This is a genomic window from Bacillus sp. 37MA (assembly GCF_000372765.1).
Taxonomy (GTDB): Bacteria; Bacillota; Bacilli; order Bacillales; family Domibacillaceae; genus Domibacillus; species Domibacillus aminovorans.
The window spans coordinates 540,895-562,325 of the sequence record NZ_KB889752.1 but is presented as its reverse complement, the minus strand read 5'-3'; the positions used below and the strand labels follow the sequence as shown (position 1 = coordinate 562,325).

The following is a 21,431-nucleotide window of genomic DNA, read 5'->3' as shown; positions in this document are numbered from 1 at the left end:
TTCATTGTCGAACCATATTCGGATGCAAAATAAAATCAAAAGATTGATCATCCGAGAGTATTGCTGTCGTAAATGTCACAAGCGCTTTCGGCGTCTGTACAGCTTTCCCGTCCATAAAAACTGTTAATTCATCTGTTCGAAAAGCAGCGAGCAATTGTTTTTCAGCACCTAAGGAGCGGGCTGGAACCCAAATCATCTTTTCCGCCCATCGATCAGGCAGCCCTGATAATACCTCCTGTTCCCCGCTATGAACCGCAATTGGCCAGCTTTCACCAGCTCGAATTTGACAGACAGCCACTCCTTTTTTCGTAATCGGATCACATAATGAATTTCCCGTATCAATCAGTGCTATACCGGACCATTTCATTCCACAAATGGAAAATGTAACTGGCACCGTTTGTTTTTTTATATTCCGTTTCGTACTCAAGTTGAATAGACGGCGCTGAATAAAATAAAAAGCAGCCGAGATAGATACAATGAATAACATGACAAATGAAAACTGACCAGAAGAATTTCCATTAAAAATAACAGACTGGAACCCGTATAACACACCGCCTGTTAAAAAAGTAACAAAATAAAAGGTGACAGCAGCAGATAAAAGGACAGCAATGCCGGTGATTTTAAAGGCAATAATAAGCATAAAAACAGGTGACAACATTTTAACAGCAAAATGATTAAGCCAGTCCCATCCTGTAATTAAATGCATGAACAACGGGATTGTCCCGATCATCGAAGCTAGTAAAAGCCTTCGTGCCTGTAACCGTTTTCCCAATAAAATACCTGTCACAAGCAGCAGCAACCCATCCGCCGCAAAATTAAAAAGGACAATGACTTCTGCGTAACCGGTCAATTCACCCCTCCCTCTTTCCGGCTGCCTGTCCCATGATTATTAGTGTAGCGGATTTAGATTTCAATTTGTGTCGCAATGTGAGTGAATTTTTACAGCGATTTTTCCGAATTATGTCACTAACACAAAAAACCCTGCCACATATGTGGCAGGATCCGTACTATTTATCTTCTTCTATTTCGGTTACGCAAAAATGTTGGAATATCAAGCGTATCATCCGTACTTGATTGCTGCGGCTGACGAATTGGCTGTTCAAGCGGCGGCGTATCTTCACGTTTCACATCACGCGGTTTTGACTGCTGCGGTGCTGCCTGCTGCTGAGGCTTCACCTGGCCAAGGCCAGGACGAGACTGTCCACTTGGTCCACCGGGCTGAGATGGGAGTTCTTTAAATCCAGTCGCAATGACCGTGACAATGATTTCATCTTTTAAGTTCTCATTAATAACAGAACCGAAAATCATATTTACTTCTTGATCTGATGCAGAGGATACGATGTCCGCCGCTTCCTGTACTTCATAAAGACTCAAGTTACTCCCGCCAGTAATATTCATTAACACACCTTGTGCACCATCAATAGCCGTTTCAAGAAGCGGGCTGGAAATGGCTTTTTTCGCTGCTTCAACAGCACGATTTTCACCAGAAGCGACACCAATTCCCATCAAAGCAGAACCTTTATTAGACATGATTGTTTTCACGTCAGCAAAGTCCAGGTTAATCAAACCAGGGACGGCGATTAAATCAGAAATACCCTGGACACCTTGTCTCAGAACGTTATCCGCTTCACGGAACGCTTCAAGCATTGGTGTGCTTTTATCAACAATTTCAAGCAAACGGTCATTTGGAATGACAATCAATGTGTCAACAGATGCCTTCATTGATTCAATTCCCCCAGCTGCCTGTGTCGCACGTTTTCGCCCTTCAAATGTAAATGGGCGTGTTACGACACCAACTGTCAGCGCGCCGAGATCTTTTGCAATTTGTGCTATAACCGGTGCTGCTCCTGTGCCTGTTCCACCGCCCATGCCGGCTGTAACAAACACCATGTCTGCACCTTTTAATACTTCTTCAATTTGCTCTTTACTTTCTTCTGCAGCTTTTTTACCGACTTCCGGGTTGGCACCTGCACCTAAACCGCGTGTCAATTTTGAACCAATTTGCATCTTTACTTCTGCTTTTGATAAATTTAGCGCTTGTGCATCCGTGTTAACTGCAATGAAGTCAACACCTTGTACACCGTGCTCTATCATTCGGTTTACGGCATTATTTCCGCCGCCGCCTACGCCGATCACTTTAATTGTTGCTAACGAATCTAAACTCGTATCAAATTCCAACATGGCAAATCCTCCTAATTCGTCATAATCTATTCATCTTCATTATTCTTCAAAAAAGTAGCCGAAAAGCCGTTTCATTTTCGATCCGACACCATCTTTTTGCTTGTCATTTTCTTTTTTGGACGGTTTAGCTTCCTTTTGCGTATCCTGTCGTTCTCTTCTTTCTTCTTTTTCCTTAGGCTGAACATCATTCGGCTCGCTTATTTTTCGACCGGTAAGACGAGCGGTTTTATACGCATATTTAATCAAACCGACGGCTGTCGTATATTGTGGCTCACGAACGCCAATATAATCCGGGATCGCTACACGAACACGATTTTGAAAAACATCCTGTGCTAGGTCAAGAATGCCATTCATAGCCGATGTGCCTCCAGTTAATACGAAACCGCCTGGTACATCGTGGATACCTGTTTGGCGAAGATCCTCCACAATCATCATAAATAATTCTTCCATTCTAGCTTCAATAATTTCTGAAATTTCAAGCTGATTAAACTGGTCATGTTGATCGCTTCCAATAACTGGTACGCTGAAAACTTCCTCTTCAGATGCAAGATCATAAAATGCATGACCATGCTTCGATTTAATTTGTTCCGCTTCTTCCGTGGATGTACGAAGGCCAATCGACAAATCTTTCGTAATATGTTCGCCCCCAACAGGCAATACCGTTGTTTGCTGAATATAACCATCTTTGAAAAATGATACGGTTGTCGAACCGCCGCCAATATCAACTAACACTGTACCAAGATTTTTTTCATCGTTTGAAAGAGCAATTTCACCGCTTGCAAGCGGCTGAAGAACAATCTCGTTAATGTTTAAGCCGGCACGTTCTACACAGCGCAATGTGTTATGTAAAAAAGTTCTTGAACCGGTAACGATAATTCCTTCCATTTCTAAACGGACACCTAGCATACCACGCGGATCATTAATCTCATCAAACCCGTCCACAATAAATTGTTTCGCAATAACGTTTACAATTTCTCGATCCGGCGGGATAGACATAACCTGTGCCGCATCTTTTACACGAATGACATCTTCGCTCGTAATTTCACGATTTTCACTTGAAACGGCCACAACACCGTTGCAAGAATGAAGAACCGCATGATTGGCTGCAATACCTACAATGACAGAGCTAATTTCAACACCAACCATACGCTCCGCTTGCTCAATTGCCTTTTTAATAGAATGGACCGTATCGTCAATATCGACGACCGCACCTTTGCGAATTCCTTTTGACTTTACACTGCCGACACCGATAATATTTAAAGAATCATTGACCATTTCCCCAATGATCACCTTAATAGCGGATGTACCAATGTCAAGACTGACTAGTATTTCATTACTGTTCATGCTGCGGCACCTCCTTTACCATAAAAACCTGAATAATCGAACAACAATTCGCACCTATGTTCGTTAAAACATGTATAAAGAACGTTATTCGTCATATTCAATATATTTTCCTTTTTTAAGTTTAATATTTTTCTAATGTAATGTCTTTGAAACTCTCTCATACAAGTCTACACTAAGATGAGATGCTGGAAAAGGCTAAGTTGTCCCGTTTTCAAAAACTTTATGGGCTTTCCGCCTCTTCCATGCCTTCTTCTCCTCCTTGCTGCTGCGAAGGATCATATGGTTCAAAATAAGAACCAACTTCAAGGTTAATGATTCCTCTTACATTCGGGTCCAGCTGGTTGGAAATGGACGGGTAATAGACCATCTTATCTGCAAATGTTGAAAGCGTCGCGGATACTTCAAATCCATCTGTCATAAATGCTTTTATGTGAAGCGAATCACTTTTTTTCGGATCATAATAGACTTCTGAAATTATGTTAACGACTTCATCCGGCAACATTTCAATCGCTTTCGCCAAGCGATTCAGCGCATCGCCTTCTTTAAAGTTATATAAAATAGGCAACTGTGACGGTGCTCCTTGTATAGGATCACTTACAATTTTACCATTTTGTAAAATTGGGTATATACCACCTTTGCGGGCTGCATAGGCAATTTCATTTTGTTCAACGACCGTTATCTTTAAATCATTTGGAAAACCTATGGATATTGTTGCCTCTTTAATACGCTCATCTTTTAAAAGCCGCTCTTCCGCTTTATTTTTACCTGCTGCCCATATGCTTCGGCCGGCTTCAAGCCCACTTTGTGCAATAATTTCCCGCTCCGTCGTTAATGTATTGCCTTCTACATGAATTTGTGCCACTTTACTTAGCGACGACTGCAAATAAATTAAGAAAAGAGCAAGTAAAAAGAACATAGACAGGAGAATGAGAAGACGGCGGTTTGCTTTCCGTTTACGCATTTGTTTCAGCTTTGGAATACGCTCTTCTATTGAAATGATTTTTTGTTTATTCATGTACACACCTCTGTCCGTTTACGGACCAACAATCAGTTTAACCCCCATTATCTTCCCCCTGCAAGATCGATCATGACATTGTATAAACGATCTGCAGCATCTCGAATACCGAGTCGTTCTGCTTCTTTTTTCATTTGGATTAATGATGATTCATTCATCAAAATCGAGTCGAGCTCCCCAACGAGGGTGTCAGCATTCAAATCTTTTTCCAAAAGTAAAATAGCTGCACCACGGTCAGTGAGGGTGCGCGCATTTTTCTCTTGATGATTATTTGTTACATATGGACTCGGTACAAGAATAGATGGAATACCGAGTGCTGTTAGTTCAGCAAGCGTTGTTGCACCTGCACGCGAGACAACAAGATTAGACGATGCGAGCACTTCCGGCATATTATGAATAAATGGCACAATCGATACATTAGCCGGTTTTCCGGCTGTTTCAAGCATCGATGAAACCTTTTCGTAATGAACGTCACCTGTTACATACAACACTTGATAATCACGGCTCGCCAAGTTCGTTAAGGCACCGGTAACGGCATCATTAATCGGTTTTGCACCACGGCTTCCACCAAAAATAAGCACTGTTTTTTGTTCGCTTTGTAAGTCAAATGTTTCCATTATGCCTGTGCTGCTTGCTTCTATCACTTCAGAAGCACGCGGGTTTCCCGTTAAAATCGTTTTCTCTGCTGGGAAAAATTCTTTCGCTTCTTCAAAACAGACCGCAATTTTCTCGACATATTTACTTAAAAACTTGTTCGTTAAACCTGGTACGCTATTTTGTTCATGAATGATCGACGGAATACCCATTTTCGCCGCTGCATAAACGACCGGTCCGCATACATAACCACCTGTACCGATCACAACATCCGGTTTAAATTCTTTCAGCATTTTTTTACATTCATTTACGCCTTTTAAAAAACGCATAATCGTTTTCACATTTTCAAAGGAAACCGCTCGACGAAAACCTGTAATATCAACTGACCGAAAAGGAATGCCTTCCCGTGTAACGAGCTTAGACTCTAGTCCTTTTTCAGTTCCGATATATAAAAAAGATGTTTCCGGATGTTTCAATTTAATCATTCGAATGAGTGCGAGTGCCGGATAAATGTGTCCCCCAGTTCCCCCGCCGCTGACTACGATTTTCAATTACATTCACCTCAGTATTCATCTGGCAGCCTCGTGCTGTTTACACTGGCTGTCTAATGCATTCTCATCTTAAATCAATGCGTCACGAGAATCAAATATTATCTTGAAAAAGCAGAAAAATTCCTCCATTTTTACCCCTTTAAGCGACTAATGCCCAGCACAATCCCTGCAGATGCCAGTGTCATCGTCAAAGAAGAGCCCCCATAGCTTAAAAATGGCAGCGTTACACCTGTCACCGGCATCAGCCCGATCACAACACCTAGATTAATAAATGACTGCAGACTGATCATCGCTGTAATCCCACAAACAAGCAGTGCAGCAAATGAATCTTGTGTGCGCATGCCAATATGAATACCGCGCCAGATAAGCAGAAAAAAGAGCGTTATAATGAAGACCGCTCCGATAAAGCCCGTCTCCTCTGCCCAGATGGCAAAAATAAAGTCTGTCTGCGGTTCTGGCAAATAATAATATTTTTGCCTACTTTCTCCATATCCGTGTCCAAATAATCCACCCGGACCAACTGCGTAAAGCGACTGAATGATTTGAAAGCCACTTCCAAGCGGGTCAGACCATGGATCAAGATACGCTGTTATCCGTTTCATCCGGTATGGCGCAGATGCAATTAAAATCGCAAGTCCCCCTAAAGCAGACAAACCAGTCATAACAAAAAAACGAATCCGGGCGCCCGCGATAAACAATAGAAGAAAGGCAGTACCGCCCATCACTGCTGCCGTCCCAAGATCAGGCTGCAGCATAATGAGCCCAAATGCCATACCAAGAACAAAAAGTGGTTTAAATAGTCCTTTCCAGAATAAATGAATGACGGTTTTTCGTTCAGAGAGCAACACGGACAAATAAAAAATGAGCGCAATTTTCATTAATTCTGATGGTTGAAACGAAAGTGATCCGACCCCAATCCAGCTTTGTGATCCGTTTCTCACCATTCCAATCCCTGGAATGAGTACGGCTATTAATAAGATGAAAGCGAGTAATAGCAATGGTCGTGCGATTTTTTTCCAGACTCGGTAATCAACATATGAAACACCAGCCATGGTGATCAAGCCAATTGCAGCAAAGAATGCCTGTCTCTGGAAAAAATAAAAAGGATTTTCATAGTTGAACTGCCCCCACACTTCTCCCGCACTTGCAACCATAAATAAACCCGAGCCGGTCAAAAGCAATACAAGCATCAAGAATACATAATCCGGCGCTTGTCTGAAAACGATTCTGCACTCCTTTCCAATACCAAAAATAAGAGCCGGAGCCTCATCCGGCTCCGGCTCTTTCTTATAGTGTATTCACGCAATTAATAAATATGTCGCCGCGCTCTTCAAATGTTTTATATTGATCCCAGCTCGCACAGGACGGTGACAAAAGAACAACGTCACCTTCCTCTGACAATGAAACAGCTCTTTCTACTGCATCGGTCATATAATCGGCTTTTTCAAATAATGAAATTCCCGCTTTCGCAGCTGTATTTTTCCATTTTTCAGCTGTCTCTCCAAATGCAATAATCGCTTTTACTGATGTTAAATGTGGAAGTAAATCATCAAATTCATTGCCGCGGTCCAGCCCTCCTGCAAGAAGAACGATCGGTGACTTGAAAGCTGTTAATGCACTTTTCGTTGCCAGTGTATTTGTCGCTTTTGAATCATTGTAAAACTTCCGGCCGTTCCATTCACGGACAAACTGGGTCCGGTGGCGAACACCTGCAAATGTTTTTAGAACATGGCAGATTGCTTCATTCGAAACACCCGACAGTTTTACAGCCGCAACCGCCGATAAAATATTTTCGAGGTTATGATTACCTGGCAATGCAACGTCCTCTGTATGCATAATTGCTTCCTCTTGAAAAAAAATAGTTCCTTCTTTAATATACGCTCCATTTTTCACTATTTGATTCACTGAAAATGGAATAACCGCCGCTTGACTCGAACCTGCCATCGACAGAAGTGCTTGCTGGTCAGCGTTAATAATCAAATAATCTTCTTCTGTCTGGTTTTTCGTAATATTCATTTTCGCACCGGCGTATTCTTCTTTTGAACCATGATAATCCAGATGCGCGTCATAAATATTTGTAATAATCGCGATATGCGGGCGGAACGTTTGAATGCCCATCAACTGAAATGAGGATAGTTCGATCACAACACGGTCGTCCGGTTTTGCTCTTTGCACAACTTCCGATGCGACTTCCCCTATATTTCCAGCTAGTACTGTCCCTTTGCCATCTTCTTTCATCATTTCATTAATTAATGTCGTCGTCGTTGTCTTTCCGTTCGTTCCAGTAATGCCGATGAAAGGCGCTTCTGAAATGAGTCCCGCGATTTCTACTTCTGTAATGACCGGAATGCCTCGTAGCACTGCTGTTGAAATAATAGGGTTCGAATACGGAATACCCGGGTTTTTAACGACGACTTCAAATCCTTCATCGAGAAGTTCAAGCGGATGGCTTCCGCAAATGACATTGATCCCTTCTGCCTGAAGGGTCCTTGCCGCCTCATTTTCTTCAAGTGGTTTACCGTCGTTAACAGTAACGACTGCTCCTAATTTTTTCAATAGAGTCGCTGCCGCAAGTCCGCTTTTTGCAAGACCGAGCACGAGCACTTTTTTTCCATTATACTGATTGATTTGCTTCATAAATTCCATACTCCAATCCAGACGCCAATCGCTGCAGCCACAACCCCGACAAACCAGAACGTAACGACAACGCGCCATTCTGACCAGCCGCCAAGTTCAAAATGATGGTGCAGCGGGCTCATTCTAAAAATTCGTTTACCTCTTGTTTTAAAAGACCACACTTGTAAAATAACCGACAGCGTTTCTGCAACAAAAACGATACCAATTAACAATAATAAAAATTCAAATTTCGTTAAAATAGATAATACTGCAATCGCACCACCGAGCGCCAGTGAACCGGTGTCACCCATGAAAACGTGCGCCGGATAAGCATTGAATACAAGAAAGCCGATAACTGCACCGACAACGGCAAAAGCAAAAATCGCTGTTTCTTCAAGCCCCTGACTCCATGCGATAACCGCGTAGGCACCAAATGCAACGGATGCAGTGCCGGATACAAGACCGTCTAGTCCATCTGTTAAATTGACAGCATTTGAAAATCCGACAAGCCAAAATAAGACGAACAAGGCATATAGAATCCCAATATCAATCGAAAAGAATCCGAATGATAGCTCTGTTGATAATCCATGTTGTGCATAAATAATATAAAATATAACAGAAATGACAATTTGCCCGATTAATTTTTGCAAAGATGTCAATCCAAGGTTCCGTTTCATGACAACTTTAATGAAATCATCGAGGAAGCCAAGCAGCCCGAAACCAATTGTGACAAGCAACAATAAAATCGTTTCTGGGCCTACCGATCCAAACAACTGCACGAAAAACAATGTTGTGATTACGATGGACAGTAAAAAAACGAGACCGCCCATCGTCGGTGTACCCGATTTTTGCTGATGCGACTCTGGTCCTTCTTCTCGAATACTCTGCCCAAATTTTAGCCGGCGTAAAAATGGAATAAATAACGGTGCAATGAGAACCGTTATAAAAAAGGAAACAGCGATGACTAATCCAATCTGCCATTCACTCATGCGATCCCTCCTGTCTTGTCACCAAACGCTTCTTTTGCGACTTCACGGTCATCAAAATGAATCACATCCTGACCAATAATTTGATATGTTTCATGTCCTTTGCCGGCAATCACAACAGCGTCACCCGGTTTTGCCAAAGCGATGGCCTGGTGAATCGCTTCTTTCCTTTCGCCAATGACCGTATACTGCTGTCCAATCACGCCTGCTTCCATATCGGCTAAAATGGCCGCCGGATCTTCACTTCGAGGGTTGTCCGATGTAAAGATTGCTACATCTGCATACTGACAAGCTGCCTGTGCCATTAATGGCCGCTTCATTTTATCTCGATCGCCCCCGCATCCAACGATGACCATGACCCGCCCGGTCGTCAGTGGACGAACGGTTTGAAGCACGTTAACGAGACTGTCCGGTGTGTGAGCATAATCGACAATAACGGAAATACCACTTTCGTTTGGTACCATTTCAAATCGGCCCGCTACACCACTTACTCGTTCAAGTGCCAATTTCATTGTTTCCGCTGTAACAGATGAAACGAACCCTGCTGCAAACGCTGCAAGTACATTATATACATTGAACAATCCCGCTAATTTGGACTGAATATCAATCGTTCCACCTGGATAATGAATAGTAAATGCCGTTCCTTCTGACGTAAGGCGAATATCCTTCGCTTGAATATCCGCGTGGTGTTCGATACCGTAAGTAACGACAGAAGCGGCTGTCATCGCTTCATATACGCGTGATGCCTCATCGTCCACATTGAGCACGGCGAAGGCTTGATTCCCTGCATGAAACGAATTGCCAAGACGTGCGAACAGAAGGCCTTTCGCTGTCCGATATTCATCCATTGTCCGATGAAAATCAAGATGGTCCTGCGTTAAATTTGTAAAGACCGCCACATTAAACTGTGTACCATTCGTACGGCCCTCTTGCAGTGCGTGAGAGGATACTTCCATCACAGCAGATGAGACACCTGCGCTCTTCATCTTCGCAAACGTTTTTTGCAATGTTAAGCTTTCCGGCGTTGTGTTTTTCGTTTCAATCATTTCATCACCAATTTTCATATACATCGTCCCGATTAAGCCAGTCGTCTCGCCGTTGGCCCGAAGAATTTCTTCGATCAAATGACTCGTCGTCGTTTTTCCATTCGTACCGGTAATAGCAATGAGATGAAATGATTCAGTTGGGTGTTCATAAAAATGCGCAGCCAGCTGCGCCATTACTCTTTTCGTACTGCGCACATAAATAACAGGTACCGGTACATCTACCGGCTGCTCGGCAATAATGGCTACCGCTCCTTTTGCTGCTGCTTCTTTTGCCGCACTATGGCCATCAAATGTATACCCTTTTATACAAATAAAAATCGACCCGTCAGAGACAAGACGGTGGTCGTTTTCAATCGATGTAACTGCCGGATTCCCCACTTTATCCTGACTGTAAAATGGAATGGCCGCGAGCAAAGTTGATAAGTCCACACTTTTCAATCCTTTCTATTAAAGAACAATATGTACAATTCCTGAGATTTCTATTGTAACGAAAAAAAGCCACCGAAGCGAATGCTTTTCAGCCTGTTTCGGTAATTTTCGGCGGCTTCGCTCAATTATTTTAATAAAACGCGCACTTTACTGCCTCTTTCTACTTTAACACCTGCTGATGGTGACTGCGATGCTACTGTTTCACCACTGCCTTCAATTTCAATATCAACATTAATTAATTGCTCTTTTAATTCTTGCTTCGTCAAACCAACAAGATTAGGCACTTCGATCATATCGGGGTCATTCCACGTTTTTTCTTTTTCTATCTGATTTTTTTGCGGTTTGACACCGAGCAGTGGCAGTACATCAGCCATCATCTTCCCGACAATCGGTGCGACTACCGTTCCGCCAAATTGTACCGTTCCTTTCGGGTTATCGATCGCTGTATAAATGACCACTTTCGGATCGTTAGACGGTGCCACAGCGATAAACGAAACGATATGATTATTTTCTAAATAACGTCCGTCTTTCGCTTTTTGCGCAGTTCCTGTTTTCCCGCCAATCCGGTAGCCTTCTACAAACGCGTTTCGACCGGTTCCTTTTGCGACGACACTTTCAAGTGCCCGACGAACTTCACTCGAAGTTTCCTCTGAGACGACACGCCTTACTTTTTTCGGCTCGTTTTCAATCATTACTTTCCCCGTTTTCGGATCCGTCCAGTTCATCGCTACATACGGACGATACAGTATACCACCGTTGACGGCTGCTGAAACCGCGGTAACCTGTTGGATAGGTGTGACGGCTACCCCCTGTCCAAAGGCCGTTGTTGCATCTTCAACAGGACCCGCTGACTGCTCTGTAAATAAAATACCTGTTCCTTCCCCATATAAATCAATACCCGTTTTTTGTCCAAATCCAAATTTACGAATATATTGGAAGAGTGTTTTTTCACCGAGACGGCTCCCCATTTCAACGAAGCCCGGATTACATGAATTTTCAACGACTTCAAGAAACGTTTGATGACCATGTCCTCCTCGTTTCCAACAGCGCAGTCTGGTCCCATTGACGACTACATAGCCTGGATCATGAAAATGTTCTTGATCAAGATCAACTTTCTTTTCTTCTAGCGCCGCCGCTAGTGTAATAATTTTAAATGTTGAACCCGGTTCAAATGTACTCCACACCGGCAAATTTCGGTTATACACATCCGGGTCATAATCCCCAAATGATGACGGATTGTATGACGGCCGGGATGACATGGCTAGTATTTCACCGCTGTTCGGATCCATCGCAATCGCCATTGCCCCTTCCGGCTTGTACATTTTTTCCGCGATGTCTAGTTCTCGTTCAACTACGGCTTGAATTTTTGCATCGATCGTTAGTTGCAAATCCATTCCGTCTTCAGGCGGTATATAGCTATCAGCCATACCTGGCATTTTTTCTCCTTTCGCGTCGGTGTACATTTGAACGGAACCGGCTGTTCCTGCTAACTTTTTATCGTAGTATGCTTCGATTCCTGCCAGTCCCTGATTATCTACACCGGTAAAACCAATAACGTGAGCAAGGCGTTCATTCAATACGTAATCCCGGATCGAATCTTCTCCAACCCATACACCTTTCAACTGCAATTTCGTTACTTGCCTGGCTGTTTCAACTGAAAGATTCCGACCTCTTGATTGAAGGCGTTCAATCGATGAGCGCTTCGTCATTCTTTCCAATAAAATGGATTCTTTTTCATTCAAAATAGTGGCCAGCTTACGCGCTGCTGTTTGAGCATCTTCAATTTGTGCTGGAATCACGTAAACAGATGATGTATGTTTATTTCCAACAAGAACTGTTCCATTTCGGTCTTTAATAAAGCCACGCTCCGGCTGAGCAGGAATGCTTCTTCCCCATAGTTCTTCCGCTTTTTCGGTTAACTCGCTACCGATTGACAACTGAATATAGGCCGTGCGAACAATGAGGGCTGTAAAGGCTATGAGTGAAACAGCAAGAAGCCAAAACATTCTGTTGCGCAAAGATTCCCTCTCCTTTCTCCCCTCCATGACTATATGCAGAAAAAAAGAAAAATTGACAAAAAACCGTTATGGAATCCGTCATCCATAACGGTTTTTATCAATTAGCGGGGTTGATCAGAATCTTCTTTTGCCTTTTCATTCGCTTCTTCCACGTTTCCTTGCTGTTCAAGCTGCACGATTAATTTTTGTCCTTCTTTCAATACACTATCCGTCTCAATATTTTGTGATATGACGTACCCTGTACCGGAATAGCTTAGTTTCAGTCCGACAATTTCGGTTATTTTCATAACGTCACGGATCGCCCATCCTGTCATGTCAGGCATTGTCCAGTTATCCGATGTAAGAAGCACAGCTTTTTCACCTTGTAACATCTTCTCTCCAGCTGCTGGCACCTGTTTAACAATTTTGTTTCCTGTTCCAATAATGACAGGATCTACTCCATATTTTTCATATGCTTCGCGCGCTTTAAATGTTTTTTCACCTGTAAAATCTTTTAATTCCACTGTTTTGGAGACAATATTTTCAGCTGGTTTTACATTCAAATATTGAAGGCTGTTCCTCATAACAGGATTGAATATCCTTGAAACAGGGGCAGAACCTGATTCATTTTCCAGCTTTGGCTGTGCGACTGCTACATAGACAATCAGCTCAGGGTCATCTTTTGGTGCTATGCCCATGAATGAAAATAAGTAGTTGCTTGCTCCAGTTAAATATTTTCCATCTTTCCCAACAAGCTGTGCCGTTCCCGTTTTCCCTGCTACATCATAGCCTTCAATTTGATAAGTTTTACCGGTTCCTTCTTCAGCTGTCAAAACGGTCTCAAGCACATCCAGTGTTTCGTCAGCCGTTTTTTTGGAGATGGGTTCACCAACAACTTCTGGTTCTACGTTAATGATCGTGTCACCAGTCTCATTATCGGCAATTTTATCAATGACATATGGTTTCATCATTTTCCCATTATTTGCAATCGCAGTTGCACCTTGAATCATCTGCATAGCGGTCACCGTTGTTCCTTGACCAAATGAGGTTGTCACTTGCTCAAGCGGGAAATTATATAATATACTTCCCGACGCTTCATTCGGCAGTTGAATACCTGTTTTTTGCCCAAAATGAAAGTCTTCCAAGTATTGACGGAAAACACCCGGTGTCATTTTCTCCAGAAGTTTGGCCATTGCGACATTAGAAGACCGCTGTATGCCTTCCGCATAAGTGATTTCTCCCCATCCTGCGCCGCCATTATGGTCTCTTACACGGTTCGGACCAACTTGATAAGTACCTGATTGATACGTTTCTTCCCCATTAAATACACCCTCTTCAATGGCCGCTGCAAGCGTAAATATTTTCATCGTTGAGCCCGGTTCATATGAATATTCAACAAGATCATTCATCCAATTGACATCCAGCCCTTCACGTGTACCTGGATGAAATGTCGGCCGCTGACTCATCGCTAAAATCTTTCCTGTTTTTGCTTCCGCTACAATCGCAAATGCTTTTGATGGATCATATTGCGCTTCCACCTCATTTAACGCATCTTCAAGAAATGTTTGAATCTTAGAATTAATCGTTAAGTAAATATCATTTCCGTCTTCTGGTTCAGCGACCATTTCGTGACGGTCTGGCAATAAATATCCCCACAAATCGCTCGTATAACGAATTTTACCGTCTTTCCCCTTTAAATATTTCTCATAAGACTTTTCAATCCCCATTTGTCCTTCTGTTTCAAACGTAATTTTACCGTCTTTCCCCTCTTCTTCTATTTGCTGCGTAAAGCCAATTAAGTGAGAAGCAAATTTACCATTCGGGTAAAATCGTTTTGCTTGGCGGATAAACGTGATACCCGGCAAATTTTCATCTTCAATTTTGCGTTTCACACTGTTAGACAAACCACGACCAGCGCTACCAAACTCTACTTGAAACGGATCACCATCTTTTTTTAATCGCTTTAGTATTTCCACTTCTTCCATGTCGAGATATTTAGCAAGGACTTTCGCTGTTTTCTCTGGATCAGTCACATGATTAGGTTCTTTTTGGTCCGTTGTCACAGACGCATCTAATATTGCTGCAATTGTAAACGATGATGTGTCCTCTGCAATGACTTCATTATTCGCGTCGTATATCGTGCCTCGTTTAGCTTCTAATACATCCGTTCGTCTATATTTTTCGAGTGCTTCATTTTTCAACTCATGTCCGTCTGCTTTACCAGTTGCTTGAATGAATAGTACTCGCGAAAATAAGATAAAAAAGAGGAGGGCGAATCCAACAAAAAGGATCGCAGCTCCTATCTTTTGATTATTTCTATTTTCAATCATTTCGGTTCAACAACCTTAATGTTTTGATCACTTAAATCAAGACCCATTGCCTTTGCACGTTCCCATATCTTTTCATATGTGCTTTCTTCACTAATTTGCATGTCGAGGTCGCGATTCACTTTTTCTTGTTCCTGAACTTTTGCATTCATGTCCTGTATTTGTTTATTCGTTTCATAAATTGCTGCCTGTGTAGAAATGAGTTTTGCGCACATAAAACAAACAGTCAGAACAAAAACAACAAATAATACTTTTTCACCCGGGGTAAAGAAGTGCTTATTCATTTTGCGCTGCTTGACAGACGACGTTTTCGGTTGTTCAATGATTGGTTGTTTCGCTGTATTGTTCATCTTGATCCCCCCTAAACGGTTGTCTTTCTTTTTTCTGCAATGCGCAGTTTTGCGGATCGTGCCCGATTGTTTTCTTCTAATTCTTCTTCCGCTGGCATAATTGGTTTTCTAGTCACAAGTTTTAAAACAGGCTCAAATTCTTCAGGTATGATCGGTAATCCAGACGGCAGTTCTGGTCCTTTTGACGCTTCTTTAAACACTGTTTTACAAATACGGTCTTCAAGCGAATGAAATGTAATGACGCTAATACGCCCATTTATATTTAAAAGAGCTATCGCATCGTCAAGCGAACGCTCAAACACCCCAAGTTCATCATTCACCGCAATACGGATCGCTTGGAAAACGCGTTTAGCCGGATGCCCGCCTTTTCGTCTAGCTGGTGCTGGAATAGCTTCTTTAATTAATTCTGTCAGTTCACCAGTTGTTTCCACCGGTTTTTTTTCACGTGCCGCTTCAATTTTACGGGCAATTTGCTTCGAAAATTTTTCTTCTCCGTATTTAAAAAAAATGCGAACGAGTTGCTCAAATGGCCAATCATTTACGACATCATAAGCAGACAAAGCGGCACTTTTATCCATGCGCATATCAAGTGGTGCATCGTGATGATAGCTAAACCCTCGTTCCGGTGTATCCAATTGTGGGGATGAAACACCAAGATCATATAGAATCCCATCTACACCCGTTATGCCGCGGCTTTTCAGTTCACTTTTTATGTGTTCAAAATTGCTTTTTATAAAAACGACCCGGTCACCAAACGTGGCGAGACGTTTTTTCGCATGTTCAATGGCTGTTTCGTCTTGGTCAAACGCATACAATTTTCCATCTGGACCAAGCTGAGACAACAAGTATTCGCTGTGGCCTGCTCCACCCAATGTACAGTCTACATAAATTCCATCTGGGCGAATATTAAGCCCATCGACCGTTTCACGCAATAGCACGGTCGTATGATTAAATTCCATTTTCATATCAGTCCAATCACATTTATAAATCAAAATCCGTTAAACTTTCAGCGATATCCGAGTAGGACTGTTCCGATAGGGCGAGGTAATCGTTCCATTTTGAAGTATTCCATATCTCCATCCGGTTCGAGACGCCTACAATGACACAGTCTTTTTCAAGCGATGCATACTTCATAAGCAGGTCTGGTAAATTAATGCGGCCCTGCTTATCGAGCGGACAGTCATTAGCTCCTGAAAAAAAGAATCGGGTAAAGGCCCTCGCATCTTTTTTCGTCAGCGGCAATGTTAACAGCTTCTCTTCAAGCACTTTCCATTCGCACGGCGGGTATAAAAACAAGCATTTATCAAGGCCTCTCGTCACGATGATCGTTTTGTCGAAATCCTCACGAAACTTTGCTGGGATAATGACTCTTCCTTTTTCATCAATTGTATGACGGTATTCGCCCATGAACATCGCTGCTTCCCCACTTTCTAACCTAACTTTACCACATCCCCCCACTTTGCACCACCATTTTCATTTCTTCCTACATCCTTTGTTTTCTTCATGTCTTTTTTCTTTTTCAACCTGAAAAAAAGCCTGCCAAAAAGGCAGACTTTTGCTTCACATATAGATAAGATAATGGTCCCCTTTATGGTCAAATGACTGTTCCATTAACTTCTCGATAAACGATGGTCCATACGTATTTAAAAAGGAATAAATATTCCATATTCTTTCTTGCGGGCCGCCCGGATGCAGCGCCGATTCAAGACGATCAAAACGCAGTAAAGTTGCCGCATGTGTTTGTTCAAGCACGGCATCACTTTTTTGAATTAAAAATTCAATTTGTCGTTCATGATACGCTTTGTTTTTTTCAACAATCGGCATCAGCCCGTTATGAAGCTTACTTGCCCGCTGCTCGATTTTCTCATAACTTGCAAAAAGATCCGCTTTCATTTCAGCTACCAGATCATGCAAATGATGATCACGGACCGACTCAATATACGCTGCTTTTTCCATTTTGACGCCCGACTGAATGATCTGTTCCATCGTCAAATCGATTTCAGCAGCGATTCCCGCAATGGGACGTTCGACAATCGAAATATTGACACGCGGCACAATCACTGGCATTTTCATCTCGAAATGATGAAACGCGCGATTCAGTTCTGCCCAGTAGGCAATTTCACCTGGACCTGCAATAAATGCAAGCGTCGGAAATAGCCATTCCTGCATTAACGGACGGGTAACGACATTGTTGCTGAAGGTATGCGGTGACATTTCAAGCAGTTCAAGCAATTCGCTTTCTGAATAAGAACGCCCGCTTTTACTTCGATATAGATCGCCGTCCCTTTCAAGTAAATGGCGTTCACCATCTTCAATTAAAAATAAGTTAGCTGGCTGTTCTCCCGTTTCAATCGCTAATGTGTATGCTGCTTTTTTGATTTCTTCTTGCGCTCCGGTAACCGATGCAGCCAGTTGTTTATTTTCTATAATTAATCGTTTAAAAAATGGAACTTCTAGTTGTCTTAACGCTGGGTCCGCTGCATCAATAAGCAAAAGACCATACTTGCTAAACAGCGTTTGCGTTAACTGTGCAAAAAAAGCAGTCAATGTATCGTGCTGATGAACAGCTTGAAGCACATCTTGCAGAAGCTGATTTGTATGATTTGTTTCTTTCATACAGGAAAAAATAGATGTAACCCACTTCTCCATCGTGACCTTGTCGTAGATCGTTTCCGAAGCCATTTGTTTTTTTATAAATCGTTCCGGGTAGCCTATTTTGTGCATTTGGCCTTCTTTTTCTACATAGACATGATTAATTTCCAGAAGGTCATGATCTTCACCCGCGATCCAAAAAACAGGCACAATAGGAAGACCTAATTTTTTTTCCTGATCGGCTGCGAGTTGAATAATTGATATGATTTTATGTATAGAATAAAGCGGGCCGGTTAATAGTCCCGCTTGCTGTCCGCCAATGACGACAAGAGATTTCTCATCACGCAGTTTCGCGAGCGATCGTTCCGTTTCTTCCGTCATTTGAAATGTTTGCATATAGTTGTAAATAATGTCTGCCAACTTCTCGCGTTCATATCGCCGCGTTTGTATATCCGCTGCTCTGGCCGCAAACTCCGTCTGATGGAACGGATGATAATCAAAATAAGGAGCGGTCTGTTCATCTCCGCTTATGTAGTCTTTTGCAAAACGATTTAAAGCGGGAACAGAAATGCATTCTTGTTCCATAAATGTACTTCCTTTCTGCGCACAATTTTCTTGTTTGAGTATACCATCTGATGGAACGAAAGGAAAAACAATGTGCCTATTTTCTGAATATTATTTCAGAAAATTTTTATCTGATAATGATTATCATTGTAATTTAGTTGACAGTTTTGCTGATCGTTTGAAAAAAGAGCGTTTCCCCTCATGAAAAAAAACAAATCCTGAACTTATTTTGATATAAGTCCAGGCTTATTTTCTTTCCCCTTGACCATATTGTATAAGAGATGAAAAGAAGGCACACACTGATCCTGTTTTTCCGCTTCTTTTAACAGGACACCAACGATCGCGTCGATTTCAGTAGGTCTCCCTGCTTTTACATCTTTTAACATCGATGATTCATTGTCTACTGTTTTGTTACAAATAGAGAGAACAGATTGAAAGATCTCTTCTTCTGCTTTATATGGATAAACAGATGCAAATTCCTGGCAAAGATCTTTCACAATCGAACGATACTGCTCATTATCCGCAATCTCTCCATTCTTCACTTGAAGCACAGCCGTCAGTGGATTAATGACGGCGTTTGCTGCCATTTTTTCAATGAGCATATGTTGAATATCTTCTCTCCATTCAAAAGGAAAAGATTTCGTTTGAATGTCTTCTATAATCGTTTCGGTTCCGCCTCGATAAATACCGATATTCGTTTTATTTCGCCCATTTACTTGAATCGTCCGCTCATCCATTTTGACAATACCATGTTCAATTGATGCCACATATACGTTCTTCTGTGGCAGCTCATTCATCAAATCTAGATGACTCATTCCGTTTTGAATAAATAGAATAGCATGTGCATCTGCGTTTTGTAACACCTTTATAATTTCTCCCATATGATATTGTTTAACCGCAACGACGATCAAATCCGCTGTTACAGTTCCAATCATTTTTGAATCTACATGATCAACGGTTTCAATTCCATTCTCGATCACACATATTCCTTCAGATTGAATTCGTTCTGCCTGTTGCTTCGTTCTTGTCTGCAGCGTCACAATATGATTGCGGCTCCACTCCGTGGCAAAAAATAATCCGACGGCACCACCGCCAATAATATGAATGTTCATACTTGACCCCCACTATATATGTAAGCGCTAACAATATTCCGCTACATTTTTGCTTATATTTATTATATAATAGAAGTGAACATACAGGTCAAGATTGAGGGCTAAGGGGGAAAAGCGTATGGGGCTAAATGTTGAAAATTTAAAAATGAATTTTAAAACGATTGAGGAATTCAAATCGTTTAAAGAGTATGGGCTTGAGGAGCTATCCATGCTTGAAGAATTACACATTTCAATGGTAGAAGATAATACATCGTCTCCTTTTTATGGTATTTATTATGGTGACCGTCTCGCCGCACGTATGTGTTTATATATACGGGAAGATAAGCTGAACTTAATTCCGATGAGCGAAAAATATTTGGAAATCTGGAAGCTTGAAGTTTTGCCTGCATTCCAGCATAAAGGATTTGGCCTTATGCTTGTAGAGTTTGCCAAGTCATTTCAATTGCCAATTATGACGAAACCACGCGTTAAATCACAATCATTCTGGGAAAAAATGAACTTTGTTCCAGTATCAGAAACGAGTACACGTCTCATTTGGGATCCGAACGCAGTTGACACACAGATAATAAGCTGACTCTAAAAAAGTGTGCTGTCTCAAATTGAGGCAGCTTGCTTTTTTATTGCTTATCTTTTGATAAAAATGATGCGACTGCTTCTTGATGAGCATCCTGTGCCCATAAAATCGCACATTCTTTTATTTCCGTCTTCATACGATTTCGTAAATCACCGGCTTCCCATTTCGCGATCAGCATTTTTTTATACGCGGTCAGAACCGAAATTTTTATTGTCTGTTCATTTTCGAAAAAAGCTCTTGCTTCTGACAGTTCAGCCTGCTCGCTTATCCGGTCGATAAAACCGAATTGATCAAGGTGCTCTGCCCGAAAAACAGCCGCTTCTGACAGCATTTTAAATGCATAGCGAGGTTCGATCCGCTCCATTAAAAGCGTTCCGCCGCCCCAGCCAGTTGTAATGGCCATACATCCTTGAATAAACCCAATTTTCACACCTGTACGAGCAATACGGTAATCACATGCCGCTGCAATTTCACATCCGCCCCCTACTGCTGAACCATTCAATAGGGCGACTGTTGGCTTCGGCAATGTCGCCAGCTTATATAAAACGTCACCCATTTTTGCTAGCATGTTATATGCTTCTTTTTCTGTACGGAGTGCATGAAAAATGGACAGGTCTCCGCCAGAACAAAAGGCTTGCTCTCCTACCCCAGTAATCGCAAGCACTCGCACATCGTCCTTCTTTGCCCGCTCCACTGCTGCTTTCAAACCGTCCATCACCGCATAATTGACTGCATTTCGTTTTTCTTCCCGCTTAATCGTAAATAATAAGATGCCGCTCTGTTCATCCAACTCGACTATGTAATCCATCAAAAGAATTCCCCCTCACATTCATTGTAGCGCTTTCACAATTTGAAAAACAAGTACAAAAAAGGCAGAGAGCCATGGTCTCTCTGCCTTTTTTGAAAGAATAGAAAAGTCTTATTTGCTAACGACTTCTTTACCTTTATATGTTCCGCACTCTTTGCATACGCGGTGCGCAAGTTTCATTTCACCACAGTTCGGGCAAGAAACCATACCGGGCACTTGCAACTTGAAATGCGTACGGCGTTTGTTTTTGCGTGTAGTGGATGTTCTTCTAGCAGGTACTGCCATGTGATATACACCTCCTTAAAGGAATAAAAACTATATGAAGCCAGAATAGCTGTACTTCTC

Annotated in this window: 19 protein-coding genes; 1 reads left to right on the top strand and 18 read right to left on the bottom strand. The window is 42.1% G+C overall.

Annotated features, from left to right (window positions below):
- Position 1 precedes the first annotated feature (1 nt).
- From A3M5_RS0102985 to A3M5_RS0102910, 16 genes are all read right to left on the bottom strand, one after another.
- Positions 2–850: a sigma-E processing peptidase SpoIIGA gene (locus tag A3M5_RS0102985; RefSeq protein WP_018392272.1), complete on the bottom strand. Its 849-nt coding sequence runs from the start codon at positions 848–850 to the stop codon at positions 2–4.
- A 161-nt stretch (positions 851–1,011) separates the two neighbouring features.
- A complete protein-coding gene (gene ftsZ / locus A3M5_RS0102980) occupies positions 1,012–2,181 on the bottom strand; it encodes a cell division protein FtsZ (protein WP_018392271.1) in 1,170 nt (389 codons plus the stop codon).
- Between the two features lie 39 nt (positions 2,182–2,220).
- Positions 2,221–3,525, bottom strand: coding sequence for a cell division protein FtsA (gene ftsA / locus A3M5_RS0102975; protein WP_018392270.1), 1,305 nt, complete (start codon positions 3,523–3,525; stop codon positions 2,221–2,223).
- A 220-nt stretch (positions 3,526–3,745) separates the two neighbouring features.
- Positions 3,746–4,540: a cell division protein FtsQ/DivIB gene (locus A3M5_RS0102970; RefSeq protein WP_018392269.1), complete on the bottom strand. Its 795-nt coding sequence runs from the start codon at positions 4,538–4,540 to the stop codon at positions 3,746–3,748.
- A gap of 47 nt (positions 4,541–4,587) precedes the next feature.
- A complete protein-coding gene (gene murG, locus A3M5_RS0102965; RefSeq protein WP_018392268.1) occupies positions 4,588–5,685 on the bottom strand; it encodes an undecaprenyldiphospho-muramoylpentapeptide beta-N-acetylglucosaminyltransferase in 1,098 nt (365 codons plus the stop codon).
- A 131-nt stretch (positions 5,686–5,816) separates the two neighbouring features.
- Entirely contained in the window at positions 5,817–6,875 is a 1,059-nt protein-coding gene (gene ftsW / locus A3M5_RS0102960; RefSeq protein ID WP_051080854.1) for a putative lipid II flippase FtsW, read from the bottom strand.
- Positions 6,876–6,972: 97 nt separating this feature from the next.
- The gene (gene murD, locus A3M5_RS0102955; RefSeq protein ID WP_018392266.1) at positions 6,973–8,322 is read right to left on the bottom strand and encodes a UDP-N-acetylmuramoyl-L-alanine--D-glutamate ligase; all 1,350 of its coding nucleotides are present in this window, start codon (positions 8,320–8,322) and stop codon (positions 6,973–6,975) included.
- The gene (mraY, locus tag A3M5_RS0102950; RefSeq protein WP_018392265.1) at positions 8,319–9,290 is read right to left on the bottom strand and encodes a phospho-N-acetylmuramoyl-pentapeptide-transferase; all 972 of its coding nucleotides are present in this window, start codon (positions 9,288–9,290) and stop codon (positions 8,319–8,321) included. The genes murD and mraY overlap by 4 nt, the downstream gene beginning before the upstream one ends.
- Complete coding sequence (locus A3M5_RS0102945; protein WP_018392264.1) at positions 9,287–10,762, bottom strand: UDP-N-acetylmuramoyl-L-alanyl-D-glutamate--2,6-diaminopimelate ligase; 1,476 nt, start codon at positions 10,760–10,762, stop codon at positions 9,287–9,289. The genes mraY and A3M5_RS0102945 overlap by 4 nt, the downstream gene beginning before the upstream one ends.
- Before the next feature lie 125 nt (positions 10,763–10,887).
- Entirely contained in the window at positions 10,888–12,807 is a 1,920-nt protein-coding gene (locus tag A3M5_RS0102940; RefSeq protein ID WP_034298434.1) for a stage V sporulation protein D, read from the bottom strand.
- A 74-nt stretch (positions 12,808–12,881) separates the two neighbouring features.
- Positions 12,882–15,089 carry a penicillin-binding protein gene (locus tag A3M5_RS0102935; RefSeq protein WP_018392262.1) on the bottom strand — a complete coding sequence of 736 codons (2,208 nt, stop codon included), beginning with the start codon at positions 15,087–15,089 and terminating at the stop codon, positions 12,882–12,884.
- On the bottom strand, positions 15,086–15,436 hold the full coding sequence (ftsL, locus tag A3M5_RS0102930) for a cell division protein FtsL (RefSeq protein ID WP_018392261.1): 351 nt from the start codon (positions 15,434–15,436) through the stop codon (positions 15,086–15,088). The genes A3M5_RS0102935 and ftsL overlap by 4 nt, the downstream gene beginning before the upstream one ends.
- Before the next feature lie 11 nt (positions 15,437–15,447).
- Entirely contained in the window at positions 15,448–16,395 is a 948-nt protein-coding gene (rsmH, locus tag A3M5_RS0102925) for a 16S rRNA (cytosine(1402)-N(4))-methyltransferase RsmH (RefSeq protein WP_034285764.1), read from the bottom strand.
- Positions 16,396–16,417: 22 nt separating this feature from the next.
- Positions 16,418–16,849 (bottom strand): division/cell wall cluster transcriptional repressor MraZ, encoded by a 432-nt coding sequence (gene mraZ, locus A3M5_RS0102920; protein WP_026221563.1) that lies wholly within the window; start codon positions 16,847–16,849, stop codon positions 16,418–16,420.
- 147 nt (positions 16,850–16,996) lie between these two features.
- Positions 16,997–18,613, bottom strand: a complete 1,617-nt coding sequence (gene bshC / locus A3M5_RS0102915; RefSeq protein ID WP_018392258.1) for a bacillithiol biosynthesis cysteine-adding enzyme BshC — start codon at positions 18,611–18,613, stop codon at positions 16,997–16,999.
- Positions 18,614–18,816: 203 nt separating this feature from the next.
- Entirely contained in the window at positions 18,817–19,704 is an 888-nt protein-coding gene (locus tag A3M5_RS0102910) for a 2-dehydropantoate 2-reductase (protein ID WP_018392257.1), read from the bottom strand.
- A gap of 118 nt (positions 19,705–19,822) precedes the next feature.
- Between A3M5_RS0102910 and A3M5_RS0102905 the strand changes: the two genes are divergently transcribed.
- Entirely contained in the window at positions 19,823–20,278 is a 456-nt protein-coding gene (locus A3M5_RS0102905; RefSeq protein ID WP_018392256.1) for an N-acetyltransferase, read from the top strand.
- 43 nt (positions 20,279–20,321) lie between these two features.
- Here A3M5_RS0102905 and A3M5_RS0102900 read toward each other — a convergent pair whose 3' ends face one another.
- Complete coding sequence (locus A3M5_RS0102900; protein WP_018392255.1) at positions 20,322–21,086, bottom strand: enoyl-CoA hydratase/isomerase family protein; 765 nt, start codon at positions 21,084–21,086, stop codon at positions 20,322–20,324.
- A gap of 111 nt (positions 21,087–21,197) precedes the next feature.
- A complete protein-coding gene (gene rpmF, locus A3M5_RS0102895; RefSeq protein WP_018392254.1) occupies positions 21,198–21,371 on the bottom strand; it encodes a 50S ribosomal protein L32 in 174 nt (57 codons plus the stop codon).
- Positions 21,372–21,431 lie beyond the last annotated feature (60 nt).